We start from the raw sequence: 17,842 nt of genomic DNA, 5'->3' as shown, positions 1-17,842 counted from the left end.
TGCGGAGGGCACAGTGGCGCCGAACCCGACGTGCACATCCCACCCGAAGGAGTGTTTCCAGTAATGCGTGCTCTGGCTTTCGTCTGCACCCTGAACTCCTCGCCCACTCCCTCCAGCAGCCACCTCATCGCCGACCAGGTGATGGCCGAGTTCGAGAGCCTCGGGGTGAGCGGCGAGGTGGTCCGTGTCGCCGACCACGACATCCGGCCGGGAGTGCAGCTCGACATGGGCGACGGCGACGCCTGGCCCGCCTTGCGCGAGAAGGTCATGGCTGCCGACATCCTCCTCATCGCCACCCCCATCTGGCTCGGTCATCCGTCCAGCGTCTGCCAGCGCGTCCTGGAACGGCTGGACGCCGAACTGTCCGAGACCGACGACCAGGGACGACTGCTGACCTACGGCAAGGTCGCCGCCGCAGCGGTGGTGGGCAACGAGGACGGAGCGCACAAGGTGAGCTCCGATCTGTTCCAGGGCCTCAACGACCTGGGATTCTCCCTGGCTCCGCATGCCGTCACCTACTGGGTCGGCGAGGCCATGCAGGGCACGGACTACAAGGACCTCGACGGTCCCCCCGAGGCGGTCGCGTCGACGACTCGCGCCCTTGCCGTCAACGCGGCTCATCTGGCACGGCTGCTGGCCGACAGCCCGTACCCCGCCTCCTGACCGCTTCGCGGTCCGGTGGTCAAGGCGGCCGCACCTCGTCGAGGAGGGCGGGCGCGGTGAAGGGATCCGGACTCACGAGGCGTTCCACGGCGGTGCCCTCAGGCCCTCGCCGCCGTGCGGTAGGGGCGGAAGAAGGCGCGGAGCTCCTCCGCGTAGCTCTCGGGCTCCTCGAACGGAGCGAAGTGTCCGCCACGCGCGGGTTCGGTCATGCGCACCATGTTCGTCGTGCGTTCGAGCCACGCCCGTGGCGGGCGGACGACGTCACCGGAGAAGATCGAGAAGCCGGACGGCACCTCGACCCTCCGTGCGTACTGTGCGGGCGGGACGGCGGCGTTCGCGTGGTACATGCGCATGGACGACCCGATCGTGCCGGTCAGCCAGTAGAGCGTGATGTTCGTCAGGATCTCGTCCTTCGTGAAGCTCCGCTCGACGTCACCGCCGCAGTCGCTCCAGGCCCGGAGCTTCTCCAGGATCCAGGCCGCGAGCCCGGCCGGTGAGTCGTGGAGTCCGAAGGCCGCTGTCTGGGGCTTCGTCCGGTGGATCGCGGCGTAGGCGCCCTCGGCGCCGCCCCAGGCGGTGGCGGACTCGATCCAGGCCCGCTCCTCCGGAGCGAGGTCCGCCGGGTCGCCGGTGAACCTCGGCAGCCCGCCGTCCGTACGGTGGACGGCCACGACCCGGGAGGGGTGGTCCAGGGCCAGGAAGCGGCTCACGTGACTGCCGAGGTCCCCGCCCGCCGCACCGAACCGCTCGTAGCCGAGGACGGTCATGAGCTCGGCCCAGAGGCCGGCCACGGCGATCGAGTCGAGGGGAGCCCCGACGGGCCGGTCGGAGTACCCGAAGCCGGGAATGTCGGGCACTACCACGTCGAACGCGTCGGCCGGGTCCGCGCCGTGCGCGCCCGGGTCGGTGAGGAGGGGGACGACCTTGGAGTAGCGCCAGAACGAGTCCGGCCATCCATGGCTGAGGACCAGCGGCAGCGCCTGCCCGGGAGGGGCGGCGGCCCTGGCGTGCACGAAGTGGATCCCGAGGCCGCCCAGCGGAACGCGGAAGCGGGGGAGCCGGGCGAGCGCCGCCTCCTGCGCCGGCCAGTCGAAGTCCTCCGCCCAGTAGGCGACGAGTTCACGGAGGTAGGCCAGATCGGTCCCCAGCGACCACCCGGCGTCCTCGGGCGCGTCGGGCCAGCGCGTCGCGCGGAGCCGTGTGCGCAGGTCTTCGAGCGCGGCGGGGTCGGTCTGCTGGACGAACGGCTCGGGGCGGGGCTGGGCTTCCGGCATGGACGCATCCTAGAAGGCCGCGCCGCACCCGTGGCCCGGAAGCCGGAAGTGTTCCGCGGCACGTCGGTCCGGGGGCCGTTCACCGGCCCGCCGGCGGCCGCACCTCAGCGGGCCGTACCGGAGTGCGCCGACGCCAGGAGTACAGTCGCCCTGCCCAGTAGCCCCAGGTCCATCAGGTGAGAGATGTCCAGCCACATAGACATGCGGTCCCCGCACGACAGATCCGACGCCGACCTCTACGCCGCGCGGGCGCAACGGCTCCGGCGGCGGCTGGAACGTCTGATCGGCATCGCCGCGACCGAGGGCAACAAGCTCGTGCCGCTCCGCAACGGGGACCAGATCTTCGCTTCGATGCTGGAGTCCATCCGTGGTGCGGAACACACCGTGGACATGATGACGTTCGTGTACTGGCGCGGGGACATCGCCCGCGAGTTCGCCGAGGCGTTGTCGGAGCGGGCTCGCGCCGGGGTGCGGGTGCGGCTCCTGCTGGACGGGTTCGGCTGCCGGCTCATCGAGAAGGACCAGCTGGCGATGATGGACGAGGCCGGGGTGGAGGTGGCGTGGTTCCGCAAGCCGTTGTATCTCTCGCCGCTCAAGCAGAACCACCGCTGCCACCGCAAGGTCCTCATCACGGACGAACAGACGGCGTTCACCGGCGGGGTCGGGATAGCCGAGGAATGGTGCGGCGACGCGCGTGACGAGACGGAGTGGCGCGACACCCACGTTCGGGTGCAGGGTCCGGCGGTGGACGGACTGGCCGCCGCGTTCGCGCAGAACTGGGCGGAGTGCCACGACGAGCTGTTCACCGACCGGGACAGGTTCGTCGACGCCGCGGATCACGGCGACTCCGTGGTCCAGGTGGTGCGCGGCTCCGCCGGCTTCGGCTGGCAGGACATGCAGACCCTGCTGCGCGTCGTACTGGAGTCGGCCGAGGAGCGGGTCCGGCTCTCCACGGCGTACTTCGCGCCCGACCCGTACTTCATCGGGGTGCTCTGCGACGCGGCCCGCCGGGGCGTCGAGGTGGAGATCCTGCTCCCCGGGCCGCACACGGACAAGCGGGTGTGCAGGCTGGCCGGGCAGCACCACTACGAGGAGCTCAACGCCTGCGGTGTGAAGATCTACCAGTATCAGCCGACCATGCTCCACACCAAGACGCTGACGGTGGACGGCATCGCCTCACTGATCGGGTCGACGAACTTCAACCGCCGCTCTCTCGACCACGACGAAGAGGTGATGCTCGCCGTCCTGGACAGGGAGTTCACCGCGACGCTCGACGGTCACTTCGATGAGGACGTGGAGCGGAGCACGCTGATCGACGGCGCTCGGTGGAAGCGCCGCTCACCCGCGCAGAGGATCCGGGAGGCCGCGGTGCTGCCGATCCGCCGGTGGCTGTGACGCGTCCGTACCTCGCGTGCGGCCGGTCAGCCGCCGACGTACGAGCTGAAGCCGCCGGACGAGGCGGCCACGGCCATCAGGACGACGAAGAGGATCACGTCGATGACGCCGAGGACGAGTCCGGCCTTCGCCATCCCCGCACCGCCCTTCGCGGGCACCTGACGCAGGCCGAAGGCCCCGAGAACGATGGCGACCGGGCCGAGGATCACGCTGAAGAAGACGAGCCCCACGATTCCGCAGACCAGACTCGCGACAGCGAGACCGTTGGTCCCGGACCTGGGAGTGGCCATGGACGAACTGTCGTAGTGCGACATCACTCTCTCCCGTCGGTTCCTCGTGCTGTGTGCTTACGGTGAAGTGCGGGTGCCCCTCTTCCCATGCCCCAATCACTCGCTTCCCCGGGGTGTGACGGCTGGCGCCGGGGGCATACGGGCTGTCACCTGCCGCTTGGCAGGTGAAGGGAGTGGTCCATGAGCGAGTCTGTCGAGACACGGCCGGAGACGACCGCGGTGATGACGGAGCCGGTGCCCGATCTGCAGCTCCAGCTGCTGATCCAGCTGCTGGACAGAGAGACGCGGTCCGGCCTGCCGATCACCCTCACCCTGACCGGTGGCGTGCTCCACGGGGACGTGATCGGCCACGAGGCGTGGAAGGCGGACTGGGCGCGGAGTCTCCGTCAGGTCGAGGGCGAGGGCGCGAACCTCATAGCGGAGTTCCCCGAGACGGTGGACCAGGGGATCAGGGAGCTGAGCACCGGTGACGGCACCACCCAGCTGCCGCGCTGGATCCATCTCAGAGACGCCACCTTGGTCCTCGGCGGCACAGGATCCCTGCGGCTGCCCCTCTGGCGGGGGCGTCTCGCCGACGTGTCGGGCTGGGCGCTGGGACGGCCGCAGTGACACGAAGCGTGCGGGACGGACGCCGGGGCGGCCTGTGTGTCCGCCCCGGCGGCTCACTGCCGTCGGCCCCCTGGGAATATCAGGGCGGCTGAGCATGCCTCACTGACATGATCGGTGGCATGAAGATACTCGTGATCGGTGCGACCGGGACGATCGGCAAAGCCGTCGCCGAAGCGTTGGAGACTTCTCACGCCTCTCATCAGGTCGTCAAGGCGTCCCGGGGCGGCCCGTCGAAGGTCGACCTGGAGGTTCCCTCCTCGCTGGACGCGCTCTTCGGCGAGGTGCAGGACCTCGACGCGGTGGTGTGCTGCGCCGCCGGGGGTCCGCTGGTGGATCTGGCCTCGGTGACCGATACGGAGATCGCCGATGGGGTACGGGGCAAGCTGCTGGGCCAGGTCGCACTCGTACGGCGTGCCGTACGCCACCTGCGGGACGGCGGGTCTGTCACGCTGACCGGAGGCACCTTCTCCGCCCCGTTGACCGGCGGCTCGCTGGGTGCGCTCGTCAATACCGGTCTGGAGGGTTTCGTCCGCAACGCTGCTCCTGAGCTGCCGCGGAATCTGCGTCTCAATCTCATCAGCCCCGGCTGGGTCAAGGAGACCCTGGAGAGCATGGGGGCGGACGGCACGGACGGCACTCCGGTCTCCGAGGTCGCCCGCGCCTATGTGGCGGTCGTGGAAGGGACAGCGCAGGGCCTGACCGTACGTCCGTGAACCGGGGCCCGCGTGACGGTCCTGGACGGTCACGCGGTTTCCGACCGGGCTTCCAGGGCGGCGAGAAGCCAGTCGTGCGCGGACCCCGGCGTCGGCTCGGGCCGGCCTGCCGGCGGGCTGACCACCTCGGCCGTCAGTTCCCAGTAACGGTCGAGTCGAGGGTCGGCTGCGAGCCGGCGGGCGAGAGCGTCGCGGAAGCCGGGGGTGTCCGCCGTGTTCAGGGCGCTCGCGTACGCGTCCACGAAGCCGTCCAGCGCCTCCCCCGCGCAGGGCGCCCTGTCCTGGCGCATCTCGGTGGCCGCGAGGTCGTACGCCTCGGCCAGGCCCGCGTACAGCACGGCCGACTCACGGGCTCCCGCGGCTCTGTGCGCGTGGGGCTGGGTCGGCTCGTCGCCCTCGCACGGGCGGGACACCATCGCGTACAGCCGGGCGAAGGCGAGCACCTGCGCCGGACCGGGGTCCTCGGGTGGCTGCGGGACCGCGACCTCCAGAAACGAGGTGACGGCCTTGGCCGGCATGCGCGGCGGCAGCCAGCCGCGCCAGAAGCGGGCCAGGGGCGCGGTGTCCGGCGGGGCGGTCACCGCGCCGATCAGACGCAGCCGGCCCGGGCGTTCGGCCGCCGGGCACTCCTGCACGGAGCGGAGCGCCGCCTCCCGCCAGCGCAGCGCCCGCAGCTGGGAGCCCAGTTCGCGCAGCTGCCGCGCCACGGCGTCCTCCAGGGCTCCGCCCGCACGTCCCGCGGTCCCCTCCTCGTCCAGAATCCGGCGCACCGCGGAGACCGGCAGGTCCATGGTGCGCAGGGAGCGGATCATCCGTAGCCGATCGAGGGCGCCGGGCCCGTACCTGCGGTGACCACCGGCGCTGCGGGCCGCCTCGGGCAGCAGGCCGCTGTCGGAGTAGAAGCGGACCGTCTTGACGCTGACTCCCGCCCGCTCGGCGAGTTCACCGATGCCGCACAGTCCGTCGTACGACGCGAACACTTGAACCTCCCTCAGGGGGAGTTCCTACGGTACCGGCGAGAGGGACCGGCCGATCGGCCCGGTCCGTGGACGAGGACGTGTCGAGGAGAGAGTATGACCGCGTTCATCCTGGTGTCCGGTGTGTTCACCGGCCCGCACGTGTGGGACGAGACAGCAACGCACTTGGCCTCGGCGGGCGCCGAGGTCCATGCGGTGGCCCTGACCGGACTCGGCGGGACCCGCCCGTCCTCCGGTACGGAGATCGGTCTGGAGACGCACATCGCGGACGTCCTCGCGGTGATCGACTCGGTCGGACAGGAGGCAGGAAGGGAGATCGTCCTGGTCGGCCACGACTACGGCATCCATCCGGTCGTGGGAGCCGCCGACCGGCGGGCGGGGTCGGTCGCCCGGATCGTGTATCTGGACTCGGGGCTGCCCCAGGACGATGTCCCGGCCCTGGCCGCCGTGGCCGACCAGGGTGTGCGCGAGGAGGTGCTGCGGGCTGCCGGGGGCGGGACGCCCGGCGCGGCGCTGCCGCCTCCGGCACGCGACGCCTGGCAGCTCTGGGGCAGTACCGCGGACGTCCCCGGCAGTGCGCTCGACCGGCTCACCGCACTCGCCTCGCCGCACCCCCTGGGCACGTTGCTCCAGCCGCTGCGGCTGACGGGCGCGGTGGCCGAGGTACCCATGTCCGGAGTGCTGTGCACCGGCAACGGAGCGAGCATCGCGATGGTCCAGGCGCGGGTGAACCTCGGCGAACCCAGTCTGCGGGCGCTGGCCCGCCCTCGGGTCACCTTCCTCGAACTGCCCACGGGTCACTGGCCGATGCTGTCGGATCCCACGGCACTGGCGGTAACGCTGCTGAAGGCCGCGGCGGGCGAGGGACAGCGGCTGACCCCGGTGGACGCCACGAAACCACCGCCGCACCTGCTGCCGTTCCTGCTGGACGTGCCCGAGCTCCCCCGCGAGCGGACGGACAACATCGATCTGTATCTGCCGCCCGGCTCCGGTGGTCCCCGTCCGGCGGTGGTGTTCGTCCACGGCGGCCCGGTGCCCGCGGAGGCACGCCCCACCCCCCGGGACTGGCCGGTCCTCACGGGATACGCCCGCTACGCCGCCGGCCACGGAGTGGTGGGGGTGACTCTGGACCACCGTCTGCACGCCGTGACCGACTACGAGCGGGCCGCCACGGATGTGGCGGACGCGGTGGAACGGGTCCGGGCCGACCCCCGGGTGGACGCGGACCGGGTCGCTCTGTGGTTCTTCTCGGGCAGCGGGCCGCTCACCGGGGACTGGCTGGCGAAGCCCCCCTCGTGGCTGCGTTGCCTGGCTGCCGACTATCCCGTCATGGCGCCGCTGCCGAACTGGGGGCGGCTCGACAGCCGCTTCCACCCGTCGGAAGCGGTGGCTCACGCGGGGTCCCTGCCTCTCGTGCTCGTCCGGGCCGGGCTGGAGACCGCCGACATCGCGGTCACCGTGGAGGAGTTCCTCACCGCCGCTCACCGGTGCGGGGCCGACATCGAGGTGATCGACGTCCCGAACGGCCACCACGCCTTCGAGACGATCGACCGTACCGACGAGTCACGCGACGCCGTGCACCGCGCGATGGGCAGCGTCCTTCGTCATCTGACGGCCTGATCCCGCCGTGCCCCGTGGCGGACGGGGGCGCGGGGCGGCAGTCGGGTCACACGGACGGGCGGTCCCCGTGGCGGCTGCTGGCTTCGGAGCCCGGAACGTGATCGGCTTGACACCCCGTCAGACGTACGGGGAGCGAGCCGAGGGGCACCGATGACGAACCGACAGCACTCGCCGGCGCCGGATGCCGTCGTCGTGGGCGCGGGCCTGGCGGGACTGGCCTGCGCGCTCGACCTGTGCGGCGCCGGTCTCCGCGTCGAGCTGCTGGAGGCCTCCGACGGAGTGGGCGGCCGGATGCGCACGGACCGCAAGGACGGATTCCTCCTGGACCGCGGCTTCCAGGTCTTCAACACCTCGTATCCCCAGGTGAAGCGGCGCCTCGACCTGCGCGCGCTGCGCCTGCGGCCGTTCACCCCCGGTTTCGTCGCCCGTACGCCCGCCGGTCGGGTGCGGGTCACCGATCCCACCCGGCGGCCGCGGGACGCGGCGCAGCTGCTGCCCGGACGTGTTCTCCCGGCCCGTGACCTCGCCGCTCTCGGCCTACTCACGGCCCGTGACGTCCTGCTTCCCGCGAAGCGTCTGGGACGCCTGCCCGACCGCTCCGCGTCGCAAGCGCTCGTGCGGGCCGGACTGTCGCCGCGTGCGATCGAGGACCTGCTGCGGCCGTTCCTCTCCGGGGTGTTCCTGGAGGAGGGACTGGAGACCTCGGCGCGCTTCCTCCACCTGGTCTGGCGCAGCATGGCGCGCGGCACGCTCTGCCTGCCGGCGCGGGGCATCGGCTCCGTGCCGGCCCAGCTCGCCGCCGGACTGCCGGAGGGCGCCCTGCGGCTCGGTGCGGCGGTCGCCGGGGTCACGGACTCCGGGGTGCTCCTGGCCGACGGCGGTGAGCGGCCGGCCGCCTCCGTCGTGGTGGCCACCGACTCCGCCACGGCCGCCCGTCTGCTGCCCGGCCTGCCGGTGCCGGACAGCCGCACGGTGACGACGTACTACCACGTGGCGGACCGGTCACCACTGACCGAACCCGTCCTGCTGGTGGACAGTGGGCTCGCCGTCCTGAACAGCTGTGTCCTCACCGAGGTCGCCCCCACCTACGCTCCCCCGGGCACGGCTCTGATGTCGACCTCCGTGCTCGGCTCCGGCCCGCCCGGCGGGGACGCGACGGTCCGCGCACGCCTCGCCGAGCTGTACGACGTGGACACGAGCACCTGGGACACGGTCGCCGCCTACACCGTGGAGGGTGCCCTGCCCGCCATGCGGCCTCCCTGGCCGCTGAGCCGTACGACCCGTTTCGCGCCGGGCCGGTACGTCTGCGGGGACCACCGGGCCACCGGCTCGGTGCAGGGCGCGCTGGCCTCCGGGAGCAGGGCGGCGCGCGAGGTGCTGGCCGACCGTGCGGCGGCACGGACCGCCGGGACGTGACCGGACGCTTCCGGGGGCACGTGGATGACGCCGTCGTCGTGGGCGGCGGCGCCGCCGGGCTGTGCCTGGCCGACCGGCTGGTCAGGGCGGGCACCGCGGTGACGCTGGTCGAGGCCCCCGAGGGGCCGCTGCGTCCTGCGGAGCGCACCTGGTGCTACTGGGAGGCGGGACCCGGCGACTTCGAGGACGCCGTCGTCGCCTCCTGGGAGCGGCTGCGGGTACGGGAGCCGGGCGGTGGCGTCATCGAGTCGGACCCCGCACCGCTGCGTTACCGCATGGTGCGCTCGGGCCCCTTCGAACAGCTGGTCCACTCCCGGCTGGCGGCGTGCCCGGTGGCCCGCGTCGTGCGTGCCACCGCACACGAGGTGCGCGACGCGCCGTACGGCGCCGAGGTGCGCTGCACGACGGCCGGCGGCGCCTCGCTCACCCTGCGCGGCAGGTACGTCTTCGACTCGCGGCCCGTGCGGCACGCACCGCCGCACCGCACGCTGCTGCTCCAGCACTTCCGGGGCTGGTTCGTGCGCACCGCCCTCCCCCGCTTCGACCCCGGTGTGGCGGACCTCATGGACTTCCGGGTCCCGCAGCCCCGCCACGGTCTCGCGTTCGGCTACGTGCTGCCGCTCGCACCGGACCTGGCGCTGGTGGAGTACACCGAGTTCTCCCGTACCCCGCTCACGACGGCCGCGTACGAGGCGGCACTGCGGCAGTACACGGGGGATGTCCTGCGCCTCGGCCGGTTCGCCGTGGAGTCGGCCGAGCAGGGTGTCATCCCCATGACGGATGCCCGCTTCCCCCGCAGGGCCGGGCGCGCCGTCTTCCGTATCGGGGCCGCAGGGGGCGCCACCCGCCCGGCGACCGGCTACACCTTCGCGGCCGTGCAGCGCCAGAGCAGCGCCATCGCCGCCGCCCTGCACAGCGGTTCCCCGGGGGTGCCGCCGCCGCACGGCCGCAGGGCGCTCGCCATGGACGCCGTGCTGCTCCGGGCCCTCGACACCGGGCGCGTGGACGGGCCGGGTTTCTTCACCGGCCTCTTCCGCCGCGTCCCCATGGAGCGGCTGCTGCGCTTCCTCGACGGCGGGAGCACGCCGTGGGAGGAGTTCGGGATCGGCCTGCGTACGCCCGTGGGCCCGATACTCCGCACCGCGGCCGAACTCCCCTTCCTCACCCGCCGGACCGCCGGCCGATCCGAAGAGAGCCCCCGATGACCCTCCTGCGGGACGACGAACTGGCGCACGCCTTCGACCACGCGTCGCACACGTACGACCGGCTCACCGCGCTGAATCCGGGCTACCGCTCCCACCTGCTCCGCTCGGCGCACCGGCTCCGGCTGCCGCGTGGTGGAAGGGGCCGGCGGGTGCTCGATCTCGGCTGCGGGACGGGCGCCTCCACACGGGCGCTGCTGCGGGCGGCCCCGTACGCCGAGATCACGGCGGTCGACGCCTCCGCGGGCATGCTGGAGCGGGCGCGTGAGAAGCGCTGGCCTTCGAACGTCCGGTTCGTGCACCGGTCCGCGGAGGACCTGGCCACCACCGACGACCACGGCTCGTACGACGCCGTCCTCGCCGCCTATCTCTTCCGCAACGTGGCCGAACCCGGTGCGGTCCTCGACGCGGTGCGCGGTCTCCTTCGTCCCGGTGGCCGCCTGCTGGTCCACGAGTACAGCCTCAGCGGCTCGCCCGTGCACCGGGCCGTGTGGAACGCGGTCTGCCGGGGGGTCATCGTCCCGGCGGGCACGCTGACCGGCGACCGCGCGCTGTACCACCATCTGTGGCGCAGCGTCCTGGCGTTCGACACGGCACCCGTCTTCGAGAGGCGGATCGCCGGGGCCGGCTTCCCCTTCGTGCGGACCGTGCCCGTCGGCGGCTGGCAGACCGGGATCGTCCATGTGTTCCTGGCCCGGAGCGGCGTGGACGGCGTACGGCCCGAGGCGTCATGAGCGCCCGCGGACGTCGCCCCGATCCCACCCGGCACGGAAGGGACCGCCGGGCCGAGGTGCTCCTGCCGGTGCCCGGGCGCGAGGGCTTCACCGGCGACGCGCCTTCGGCCGCGGTCATCGGCGGCGGTATCGCCGGGCTCGCGGCGGCGACCGCCCTCGCCGAGCGCGGTGTCCGCGTGACCCTCTACGAACAGGGTGAGGCGCTCGGCGGCCGTCTCGCCGGGTGGCCGGTCCGCCTCGCCGACGGGTCCGGGGTGACGATGAGCCGCGGCTTCCACGCGTTCTTCCGGCAGTACTACAACCTGCGCGGGCTGCTGCGCCGTTCGGACCCCGGGCTGGCGGCGCTCACCCCGCTGCCGGACTATCCGCTGAGGCACCGGAACGGGATGTCGGACAGCTTCGCCCGCGTGCCGAGGACGCCGCCGTGGAGCGCGCTCGGATTCGTGGCGCTCAGCCCGGCGTTCGGCTGGCGCGACCTCGCCGCGATGAACCCGCGCGAGGCCCTGCCGCTCCTCGACGTGCGGGTCCCCGAGGTGTACGAACGCTTCGACGGGGTCGGCGCCGAGGAGTTCCTGCACCGGATCGGCTTCCCGGAAGCGGCCCACCACCTGGCCTTCGAGGTGTTCTCCCGCAGCTTCTTCGCCGACCCGCGCGAACTGTCCGCCGCCGAGCTGCTGCTGATGTTCCACATCTACTTCCTCGGGTCGTCCGAGGGACTCCTTTTCGACGTGCCGCGCGAGCCCTTCCCCCAGGCGCTGTGGGAACCGCTGGGCGGCCATCTTCGGCGGCTCGGCGCCGAGGTGCGCACCGGCACCCCGGTCCGCCGCGTCCGGCCGGCCGCCGGCGGGGACCTGACCGTGGAGACCGAAGGGGCTGCCGACCGCCACCAGGCCGTGGTCCTCGCCCTGGACACGCGCGGCCTGCGCCATGTCGTGGGAGCCTCCGAGCAGTTGGGGGACGCGTCCTGGCGTGCGGACATCGCGGCTTTGCGTACGGCGCCTCCGTTCCTGGTGTCCCGGCTGTGGCTCGACCGGCCCGTGCGCGAGGACCGTGCGGGGTTCCTCGGCACCAGCGGCTTCGACGGGCTCGACAACGTCAGTGTGCTGGACCGCTTCGAGGGCGAGTCGGCCCGCTGGGCGGCACGGACGGGGGGCTCCGTGGTCGAACTCCACGCGTACGCCGTCGACGAGGGCGCCGAGCCGAAGGAGGTCCAGCGCCGGATGTCCGACCGGCTGCACGAGGTCTATCCCGAGACGGCGGACGCCGGAGTCGTCGACGTCCGCCATGAATGGCGCGCCGACTGCCCCGTCTTCCCCGTGGGCGGCTACGCGCGGCGGCCCGCCGTACGAACGCCTCACCCGCGCGTCACGCTGGCGGGCGACCTGGTCCGCACCGGCCTCCCCGTCGCGCTGATGGAGCGCGCGGCGACCTCCGGCTTCCTGGCCGCCAACGCGCTCCTCGCCGGCTGGGGCGTCCGGGGACAGGTGCTCTGGACCGTCCCGCGCGCCGGCCGTTCGCGGGCGTTGCGGGCCCTCGCCGGCCTGGCGGCGCGCTGAAGGTCAGCCGGGGAAGCGCCCGGTGCTCCGCAGCGCCCAGCGGCGCTCGGCGTACGCCAGGTCGTCCCGCCAGAGCCGGCCCGCGGTCCGGCGCATCAGGGGGCGCAGAGCGGGCGCGGCGACCCGTGCCAGGGCGAACCCCCGCCGGCCGGACGCGGCGACGACCGCCTCGACGACCGCCGTGCGCGGTTCCGTGGCGCCGGGCGCGGTGAGCGGCGTGGCGTGGGTCTCCACCACCGACCCGGCGCCCTCCCCGTCGGTGATGTGCATGACCACCGTGCGCGGTCCGGGTGCGGTGAACACCGCCCGCACCGGCACCACCAGCCGGCCGGCGACCTTGAACGACACGTCCACGGCGAACCCGTCGCCCCCGCCGTCCTCCGGGGTTCCCGCCACCTTCAGGCCGACGAACGCGTACGGGTGGAACCACGAACCGTGCCAGGGGTCGAGCCGGTTGGCGACCACGTCCTCGGGCTCGCACCGGCCCACGGCCGTGAACACCGCGTCCACCGCGTCCACCGGTCGCGGCCTCGGCACCGCGGCCGGGCGCTCCAGCGGTGGCTCTCCCCCGGCCCGGTCCAGCCGCACCCAGACCAGGACCCCGTCGTCGTGCACCGGGTACGGTTCCCACCCGGCGACCGGCCCGCCGTCCAGGGCCAGGCCGTGCCACCGGCACAGGAGCGTCCCGCACACCACGCGGCTCTCGCGCAGCGGGGCCCCCAGGTGGGGGCACTCCCCCGGGCCGGCGCGCAGCGCCCCGTCCTCGGAGCGCCACAGGACGACTTCGAGCCCGGCGATCGTCCGGCCGTACGGGGCTTCCCGCGCTCCGATCGCCCGGGAGGACCCCACCACGTACCAGTTGCCCGACGGGCGGGCGGTGGCCCGCTCCAGTGCCCCGGCGATCACGGACGGCTTCGCCTCGCGCCAGGTCGGGATCTGCCTCTCCCATCGGGGCACGCGCCGCACCCGCAGGGGTGACGTCCACGACCTGGTTCCCGGCAGCGGGCTCATCGCGGGGATCCCTCCGCGCCGGCGACCGTGTCGGGCGCCCCGGCCTGCGGGCGGGTCCGCATCCGCGCGCCGAGGATCCGTACGAGTCCGCCCGCCGCGGTGACGGCCCGCCGCCTGCGTGGCACCACGGCGCGGCGGTGCGTCACCCGGTAGTCGTCGGCGGCGATCGCGTCCAGGATGCCCCGGTACAGGACGAAGGCCGTACGGATGCAGGGACGCGCCCGCGGCTCCAGCATGGCGATGCCCGGTTCCGCTTCCCGGTACACGGAGCGGATCAGCGTCCCGGCCTCGGCGAAGGCGGCCCGGAGGCGCGGGTCGTGCCGCCCGGTGCGGCGGCTCCACTCCAGCAGGCGGCGGTCCACGCCGTGGGCGGCGAGCAGGTCCGCGGGCAGGTAGACGCGCCCGCGGTCCAGGTCCTCGCCCACGTCCCGCAGGAAGTTGGTCAGCTGGAAGGCCACGCCGAGTGCCGCGGCGTGCGGAGCCGCCTCCTCACGGGCCACGACCGTCCCGAGCACGGGCAGCATCTGGAGGCCGATCACCCCTGCCGAACCGTGTGTGTAGGCACACAGATCGGCGTACGTCGGATAGTCGGTGACCGTAAGGTCGCTGCGCATGGACACCAGGAAGTCGGCGAAGAGACCGTGGTCGATGGCGTAGCGGCGTGCGGTGTCCGCCACGGCCCTGACCACGGGCTCCTCCCCGCCCCCCGTGCGCAGTCCGTGGGCCAGGTCGCTCTCCAGCAGACGCAGCAGGCGGTCGCGTTCGGCGGCGGGCTGCCGGTGGTCCAGGTCGTCCACGATGTCGTCGGCCCACCGGGCGAAGCCGTACAGGGCGTGTACGGCGCTGCGGCGTTCGAGCGGCAGCAGCCGGGTGGCGAGGAAGTACGTCCGGCCGTGCTGGGCGTTCAGCCGCCGGCACCGGGCGTACGCGGCGCGCAGGGCGGGCCCGGTGATCCCGGCGGCGTCCAGTTCACGGTGGTTCATCGGCTCTGCCCTTCGAGGACGGGGGGTCGACGGTGCGCGCTCTTCGCCGAGGGGAGGCCGGTGATGCGGGCCGCTGCGAGCTTGCCGCTGACGAGTACGGTCGGCACGCCCACCCCGGGCGTGGTTCCGCACCCGGCGAGGACGACGTTGTCGTGGCCGCGTACGAGGTTGCGTGGCCGGAAGGGTCCGGTCTGGGCGAAGGTGTGGGACACGGAGAACGGGGTGCCCGCCGCGTGGCCCTGGGCGGTCCAGTCCACCGGCGTGACCAGCAGCTCCTGGTCCATGGACGCCTCGAAGCCGTCGAGCCCCCGGCGCTCCAGCTCGGCCAGGAGGCCGTCCCGGTAGCGCGGTCCCAGGCCGCGCCAGGTGCCCGCCGACGGGCCGGTCGTGGTGTTGGGGCACGGGGCCAGGACGTAGTGCAGGTGTCTGCCCTCCGGGGCCAGTGACGGGTCGTGCGTCGTCGGACGAGTGATCAGCAGCGACGGGTCGCTCATCACCCGGCCTGACCGGGTGAGTTCGTGGAAGGTGCGCTCCCAGGCGGCACCGAAGGAGAGCGTGTGGTGCGCCAGCTCCGGCCAGGTGCGGTCCGTCCCGGCGTGCAGGACGACGGCCGACGGCGCGTGACGCAGCGGCACGGGGCGCCGGGGGGCGCGGCCCAGGAGCCTGTGGGCGACGGGGAGATCCGGCGTCAGGACGACCGCGTCGCAGGCGATCCGCTCGCCCGAGGCCAGCCGGACGGCCCGTACCCGCCCGGCGGCGCGCTCCAGCCCGGTCACCTCGGCCGACCAGCGGAACTCTCCTCCGGCGTCGGCGGCCGCGTCCGCCATCGCCCGGGGCAGTGCGTACATGCCGCCCTTCGGGAACCAGACTCCCGCGACCGTGTCCATGTAGGCGATGACGGCGTAGGCGGCGAGCGCACGGGCAGGGGCGACCCCGGCGTACAGCGACTGGAAGGAGAACACCCTGCGCAGCCGTGGGTCGGAGAGGAATCTGCCGATCTGCGGGTCGAGCCGGCCGAAGCCGCCCAGGGCCGCCAGCCGGGCGAGGTCGGGATGCAGGAGCTGGAAGGGCGAGTCGAAGTTCGTGTCGATGAAGCGGTGCATCTGCGCCCGGTACATCCGCTCCAGCCAGCTCCGCAGTCTGCGGTACCCGGCGGCCTCCGCTCCCCCGGCGAAGCGGCGGACCTCGGCCTCCATGGCGTCGCCGTCCGTATGGACGTCCAGCCGGCTGCCGTCCGCGAAGCGGGCCCGGTAGGCCGGGTGCAGCGGGATCAGCTCCACGCGCCGGTGGAGGCTGTCCCCGACAGCGGCGAAGGCCTCGTCGGCCAGGTGCGGCATGGTCAGGACCGTCGGCCCGGTGTCGACCCGGTATCCGCCGAGTTCCACCCGGCCCGCGCGCCCGCCCGGCCCGGTGCCCTGTTCGACGACGGTCACCCGGCGTCCCGCGCCGAGCAGGTGCAGGGCGGCGGCGAGGCCGGACAGGCCGGCGCCGACCACCACCACGTGGTCCGTGGGGCCGGACACGGTCCTCATACGCCCTCCCCGTCAGGAGCGGTGCCCACGGCCCTGGCCACCAGTGCGGCGAACTCCCGCCGGGCACGGGCGTCCGTCGCGGCGGCCGCGAAGTGACGCAGGCTCGACGCCGAGAGTTCGGCGATCTCCTCCTCCACCACTGCCCGGGCGCCGGTACGTTCCAGAGCGGCGCGCATCCGGTCGGCCGTCCTTCCGCCGTCGCCTTCCGGACCGAGTACGGCCAGGGCCTCGGTGTCGCCGGACTCGGCGGCGCGCCGGAGGGCGACCGCGAGGAGACAGGTGAGTTTGCGCGTCCGCAGGTCGTCGTCCGAGGGCTTTCCCGTGACGGCGGGGTCCCCGAAGGCGCCCAGCAGGTCGTCACGGAGCTGGAAGGCGAGTCCCGCGCACCGTCCGGCGGACCGCAGTCCGTCCATGACGCGGGCATCGGCGCCCGACAGGGCCGCGCCCAGCGCGAGCGGCCGCTCCACGGTGTAGAGCGCGCTCTTGAGCGTCGCGATGTCCCTGGCCCGGTCGAGGTCACAGGAGCCGGTCGCCTGGGCCCGCATGTCCAGGTACTGTCCGGCGACCATCTCGCCGCGCATCGCCTGCCACTCCTGGTGGAGCTGCTCGCCGTACGGGGACGCCAGTGCGGTCCCGGTGAACAGGTCGTCGGCCCAGGCCAGCGCCAGGTCGCCGGCGAGTACCGCGGCGGTCGCCGAGTAGGACGCGGCGGAGCCGCGCATGCGGCTCGTCCGGTGCAGGTGTGCGAAGTCCGCGTGCACAGCGGGTGCGCCCCTGCGTACCGGGGATTCGTCCATGACGTCGTCGTGGACCAGTGCGCAGGCCTGCAGCAGTTCCAGGGCGGCGCCGATACGCAGCGGCGTCCCGGGGTCGCCGGAGCCCCCTGCGGCCAGCCATCCGCACCGGACGAAGGCTGTCCGGAGCCTCTTGCCGCCGTTGAGGACGAACGCGGCGACCCGGGAGGCGACCTCCTCGGCGAACACGGCGTCCACGCGCCGGGCCTCCCGGAGCCTGGTGCGCAGATGATCCGCGAGGACGACGTCGACGTCGGCGGCCGCCTCGTCCAGGGGGTGCGGGAAGCCGCCCGGGCGGGGGCGCCCGCCGACGTGGGGGCGAGGGCCGGAGCCTCCGCCGGTGCCTGCCCGCGTCGCCCGTGGACCGAGCATGGACAGCCCCTTTCGCCCGGTTGTCCGCTTCCGCGTCCACCGCTGGTTCCGCCCGCGAAAACCGCGGACGCCCCTATGCCTGCCCGTCTCCCGGCCTGTTCGGAGCGAACGTCACCCGGACGGCGGGGTGGAACCATGGCGCCGTGGGGGCACGGCGGGGGCACGGGGCCCCCAGGGGCCGGCCGGGGACCCGGCCACGACGCCTCATTGCCGGGGTACTGCGCGCACGGGGTGTTTGCTCATGACGGACACCCGGTTGAAGGCGTTGATGGTGACGGCCACCCAGATCACCGCGGCCGTCTCGTCATCGGACAGGGTGAGGCGTGCCGTGGCGTAGGCGGCCTCCTGCAGGGCCGCGTCCGCGGGGTGTGTGGTCGCCTCGGCAAGGGCGAGGGCCGCACGCTCCCGCGCCGTGAACACCTCGGTGTCACGCCACGCGGCCAGCACTCCCAGCCGCTGGGCCGTCTCGCCCGCCCGCAGCGCGGCCCTGGTGTGGACGTCCAGGCAGTACGCGCAGCCGTTGATCTGCGACACCCGGAGGTTGACCAGTTCGACCAGGGTGCGGGGCAGCCCCGCCTCCTGGGCGACCGCTCGCACCGCTTCGGCCGTGGCGGTGAGAGCCTTGTAGGCCTCGGGGCTCTGCTTGTCCACGTAGACCCGCTTCTCCGTACGGCCCGCCTCGGTACCGCTCATGCCTGGAC

At 73.4% G+C, this 17,842-nt stretch carries 17 protein-coding genes; 9 read left to right on the top strand and 8 right to left on the bottom strand.

Translation table 11 applies throughout. The features are described 5' to 3' along the window. Window positions 1–63 precede the first annotated feature (63 nt). Window positions 64–663 (top strand): flavodoxin family protein, encoded by a 600-nt coding sequence (locus tag ACZ32T_RS22025; RefSeq protein WP_467368489.1) that lies wholly within the window; start codon window positions 64–66, stop codon window positions 661–663. Window positions 664–761: 98 nt separating this feature from the next. Here ACZ32T_RS22025 and ACZ32T_RS22020 read toward each other — a convergent pair whose 3' ends face one another. After that, window positions 762–1,937, bottom strand: coding sequence for an epoxide hydrolase family protein (locus ACZ32T_RS22020; protein WP_467368487.1), 1,176 nt, complete (start codon window positions 1,935–1,937; stop codon window positions 762–764). Window positions 1,938–2,120: 183 nt separating this feature from the next. Here ACZ32T_RS22020 and ACZ32T_RS22015 point away from each other — a divergent pair, with 183 nt between their 5' ends. Beyond that, complete coding sequence (locus ACZ32T_RS22015; RefSeq protein ID WP_467271083.1) at window positions 2,121–3,332, top strand: phospholipase D-like domain-containing protein; 1,212 nt, start codon at window positions 2,121–2,123, stop codon at window positions 3,330–3,332. 26 nt (window positions 3,333–3,358) lie between these two features. Here ACZ32T_RS22015 and ACZ32T_RS22010 read toward each other — a convergent pair whose 3' ends face one another. After that, window positions 3,359–3,646, bottom strand: coding sequence for a DUF4190 domain-containing protein (locus ACZ32T_RS22010; protein WP_467368485.1), 288 nt, complete (start codon window positions 3,644–3,646; stop codon window positions 3,359–3,361). A 156-nt stretch (window positions 3,647–3,802) separates the two neighbouring features. On the opposite strand from ACZ32T_RS22010, the gene ACZ32T_RS22005 reads away from it, so the two are divergent. Both ACZ32T_RS22005 and ACZ32T_RS22000 read left to right on the top strand, forming a co-directional pair. Beyond that, window positions 3,803–4,231, top strand: coding sequence for a hypothetical protein (locus ACZ32T_RS22005; protein WP_467271087.1), 429 nt, complete (start codon window positions 3,803–3,805; stop codon window positions 4,229–4,231). Between the two features lie 119 nt (window positions 4,232–4,350). Beyond that, window positions 4,351–4,944 carry a short chain dehydrogenase gene (locus ACZ32T_RS22000; RefSeq protein WP_467368483.1) on the top strand — a complete coding sequence of 198 codons (594 nt, stop codon included), beginning with the start codon at window positions 4,351–4,353 and terminating at the stop codon, window positions 4,942–4,944. 29 nt (window positions 4,945–4,973) lie between these two features. Here ACZ32T_RS22000 and ACZ32T_RS21995 read toward each other — a convergent pair whose 3' ends face one another. Beyond that, the gene (locus tag ACZ32T_RS21995; RefSeq protein WP_467271091.1) at window positions 4,974–5,924 is read right to left on the bottom strand and encodes a MerR family transcriptional regulator; all 951 of its coding nucleotides are present in this window, start codon (window positions 5,922–5,924) and stop codon (window positions 4,974–4,976) included. Window positions 5,925–6,017: 93 nt separating this feature from the next. Here ACZ32T_RS21995 and ACZ32T_RS21990 point away from each other — a divergent pair, with 93 nt between their 5' ends. The 5 genes from ACZ32T_RS21990 (at window position 6,018) to ACZ32T_RS21970 (ending at window position 12,449) form a co-directional block, all read left to right on the top strand. Continuing rightward, window positions 6,018–7,541: an alpha/beta fold hydrolase gene (locus ACZ32T_RS21990; RefSeq protein ID WP_467368481.1), complete on the top strand. Its 1,524-nt coding sequence runs from the start codon at window positions 6,018–6,020 to the stop codon at window positions 7,539–7,541. A 150-nt stretch (window positions 7,542–7,691) separates the two neighbouring features. Next, window positions 7,692–8,957, top strand: a complete 1,266-nt coding sequence (locus ACZ32T_RS21985) for an NAD(P)/FAD-dependent oxidoreductase (RefSeq protein ID WP_467271095.1) — start codon at window positions 7,692–7,694, stop codon at window positions 8,955–8,957. After that, complete coding sequence (locus tag ACZ32T_RS21980; protein WP_467368479.1) at window positions 8,954–10,162, top strand: lycopene cyclase family protein; 1,209 nt, start codon at window positions 8,954–8,956, stop codon at window positions 10,160–10,162. Before ACZ32T_RS21985 ends, ACZ32T_RS21980 begins: the two co-directional genes overlap by 4 nt. After that, complete coding sequence (locus ACZ32T_RS21975) at window positions 10,159–10,893, top strand: class I SAM-dependent methyltransferase (protein WP_467271098.1); 735 nt, start codon at window positions 10,159–10,161, stop codon at window positions 10,891–10,893. The genes ACZ32T_RS21980 and ACZ32T_RS21975 overlap by 4 nt, the downstream gene beginning before the upstream one ends. After that, on the top strand, window positions 10,890–12,449 hold the full coding sequence (locus tag ACZ32T_RS21970) for an FAD-dependent oxidoreductase (RefSeq protein WP_467368477.1): 1,560 nt from the start codon (window positions 10,890–10,892) through the stop codon (window positions 12,447–12,449). The genes ACZ32T_RS21975 and ACZ32T_RS21970 overlap by 4 nt, the downstream gene beginning before the upstream one ends. Before the next feature lie 3 nt (window positions 12,450–12,452). Here the strand turns inward: ACZ32T_RS21970 and ACZ32T_RS21965 are convergent, their stop codons facing one another. The 5 genes from ACZ32T_RS21965 to ACZ32T_RS21945 all read right to left on the bottom strand — a co-directional run bounded on the left by ACZ32T_RS21965 (window position 12,453) and on the right by ACZ32T_RS21945 (window position 17,834). Then, window positions 12,453–13,460, bottom strand: a complete 1,008-nt coding sequence (locus tag ACZ32T_RS21965) for a DUF5914 domain-containing protein (RefSeq protein WP_467368475.1) — start codon at window positions 13,458–13,460, stop codon at window positions 12,453–12,455. Beyond that, complete coding sequence (locus ACZ32T_RS21960; RefSeq protein WP_467368473.1) at window positions 13,457–14,443, bottom strand: phytoene/squalene synthase family protein; 987 nt, start codon at window positions 14,441–14,443, stop codon at window positions 13,457–13,459. Before ACZ32T_RS21960 ends, ACZ32T_RS21965 begins: the two co-directional genes overlap by 4 nt. Continuing rightward, the gene (gene crtI, locus ACZ32T_RS21955) at window positions 14,440–15,975 is read right to left on the bottom strand and encodes a phytoene desaturase family protein (protein ID WP_467271104.1); all 1,536 of its coding nucleotides are present in this window, start codon (window positions 15,973–15,975) and stop codon (window positions 14,440–14,442) included. Before crtI ends, ACZ32T_RS21960 begins: the two co-directional genes overlap by 4 nt. Continuing rightward, window positions 15,972–17,141 carry a polyprenyl synthetase family protein gene (locus ACZ32T_RS21950; protein WP_467368471.1) on the bottom strand — a complete coding sequence of 390 codons (1,170 nt, stop codon included), beginning with the start codon at window positions 17,139–17,141 and terminating at the stop codon, window positions 15,972–15,974. Before ACZ32T_RS21950 ends, crtI begins: the two co-directional genes overlap by 4 nt. Before the next feature lie 204 nt (window positions 17,142–17,345). Next, window positions 17,346–17,834 carry a carboxymuconolactone decarboxylase family protein gene (locus tag ACZ32T_RS21945; RefSeq protein ID WP_467271108.1) on the bottom strand — a complete coding sequence of 163 codons (489 nt, stop codon included), beginning with the start codon at window positions 17,832–17,834 and terminating at the stop codon, window positions 17,346–17,348. Between the last annotated feature and the right edge of the window lie 8 nt (window positions 17,835–17,842).

Source organism: Streptomyces sp. NPDC023573, assembly GCF_055559735.1.
Note: the sequence above shows the minus strand (reverse complement) of the source record. Positions and strands in the feature narration are given on the sequence as shown.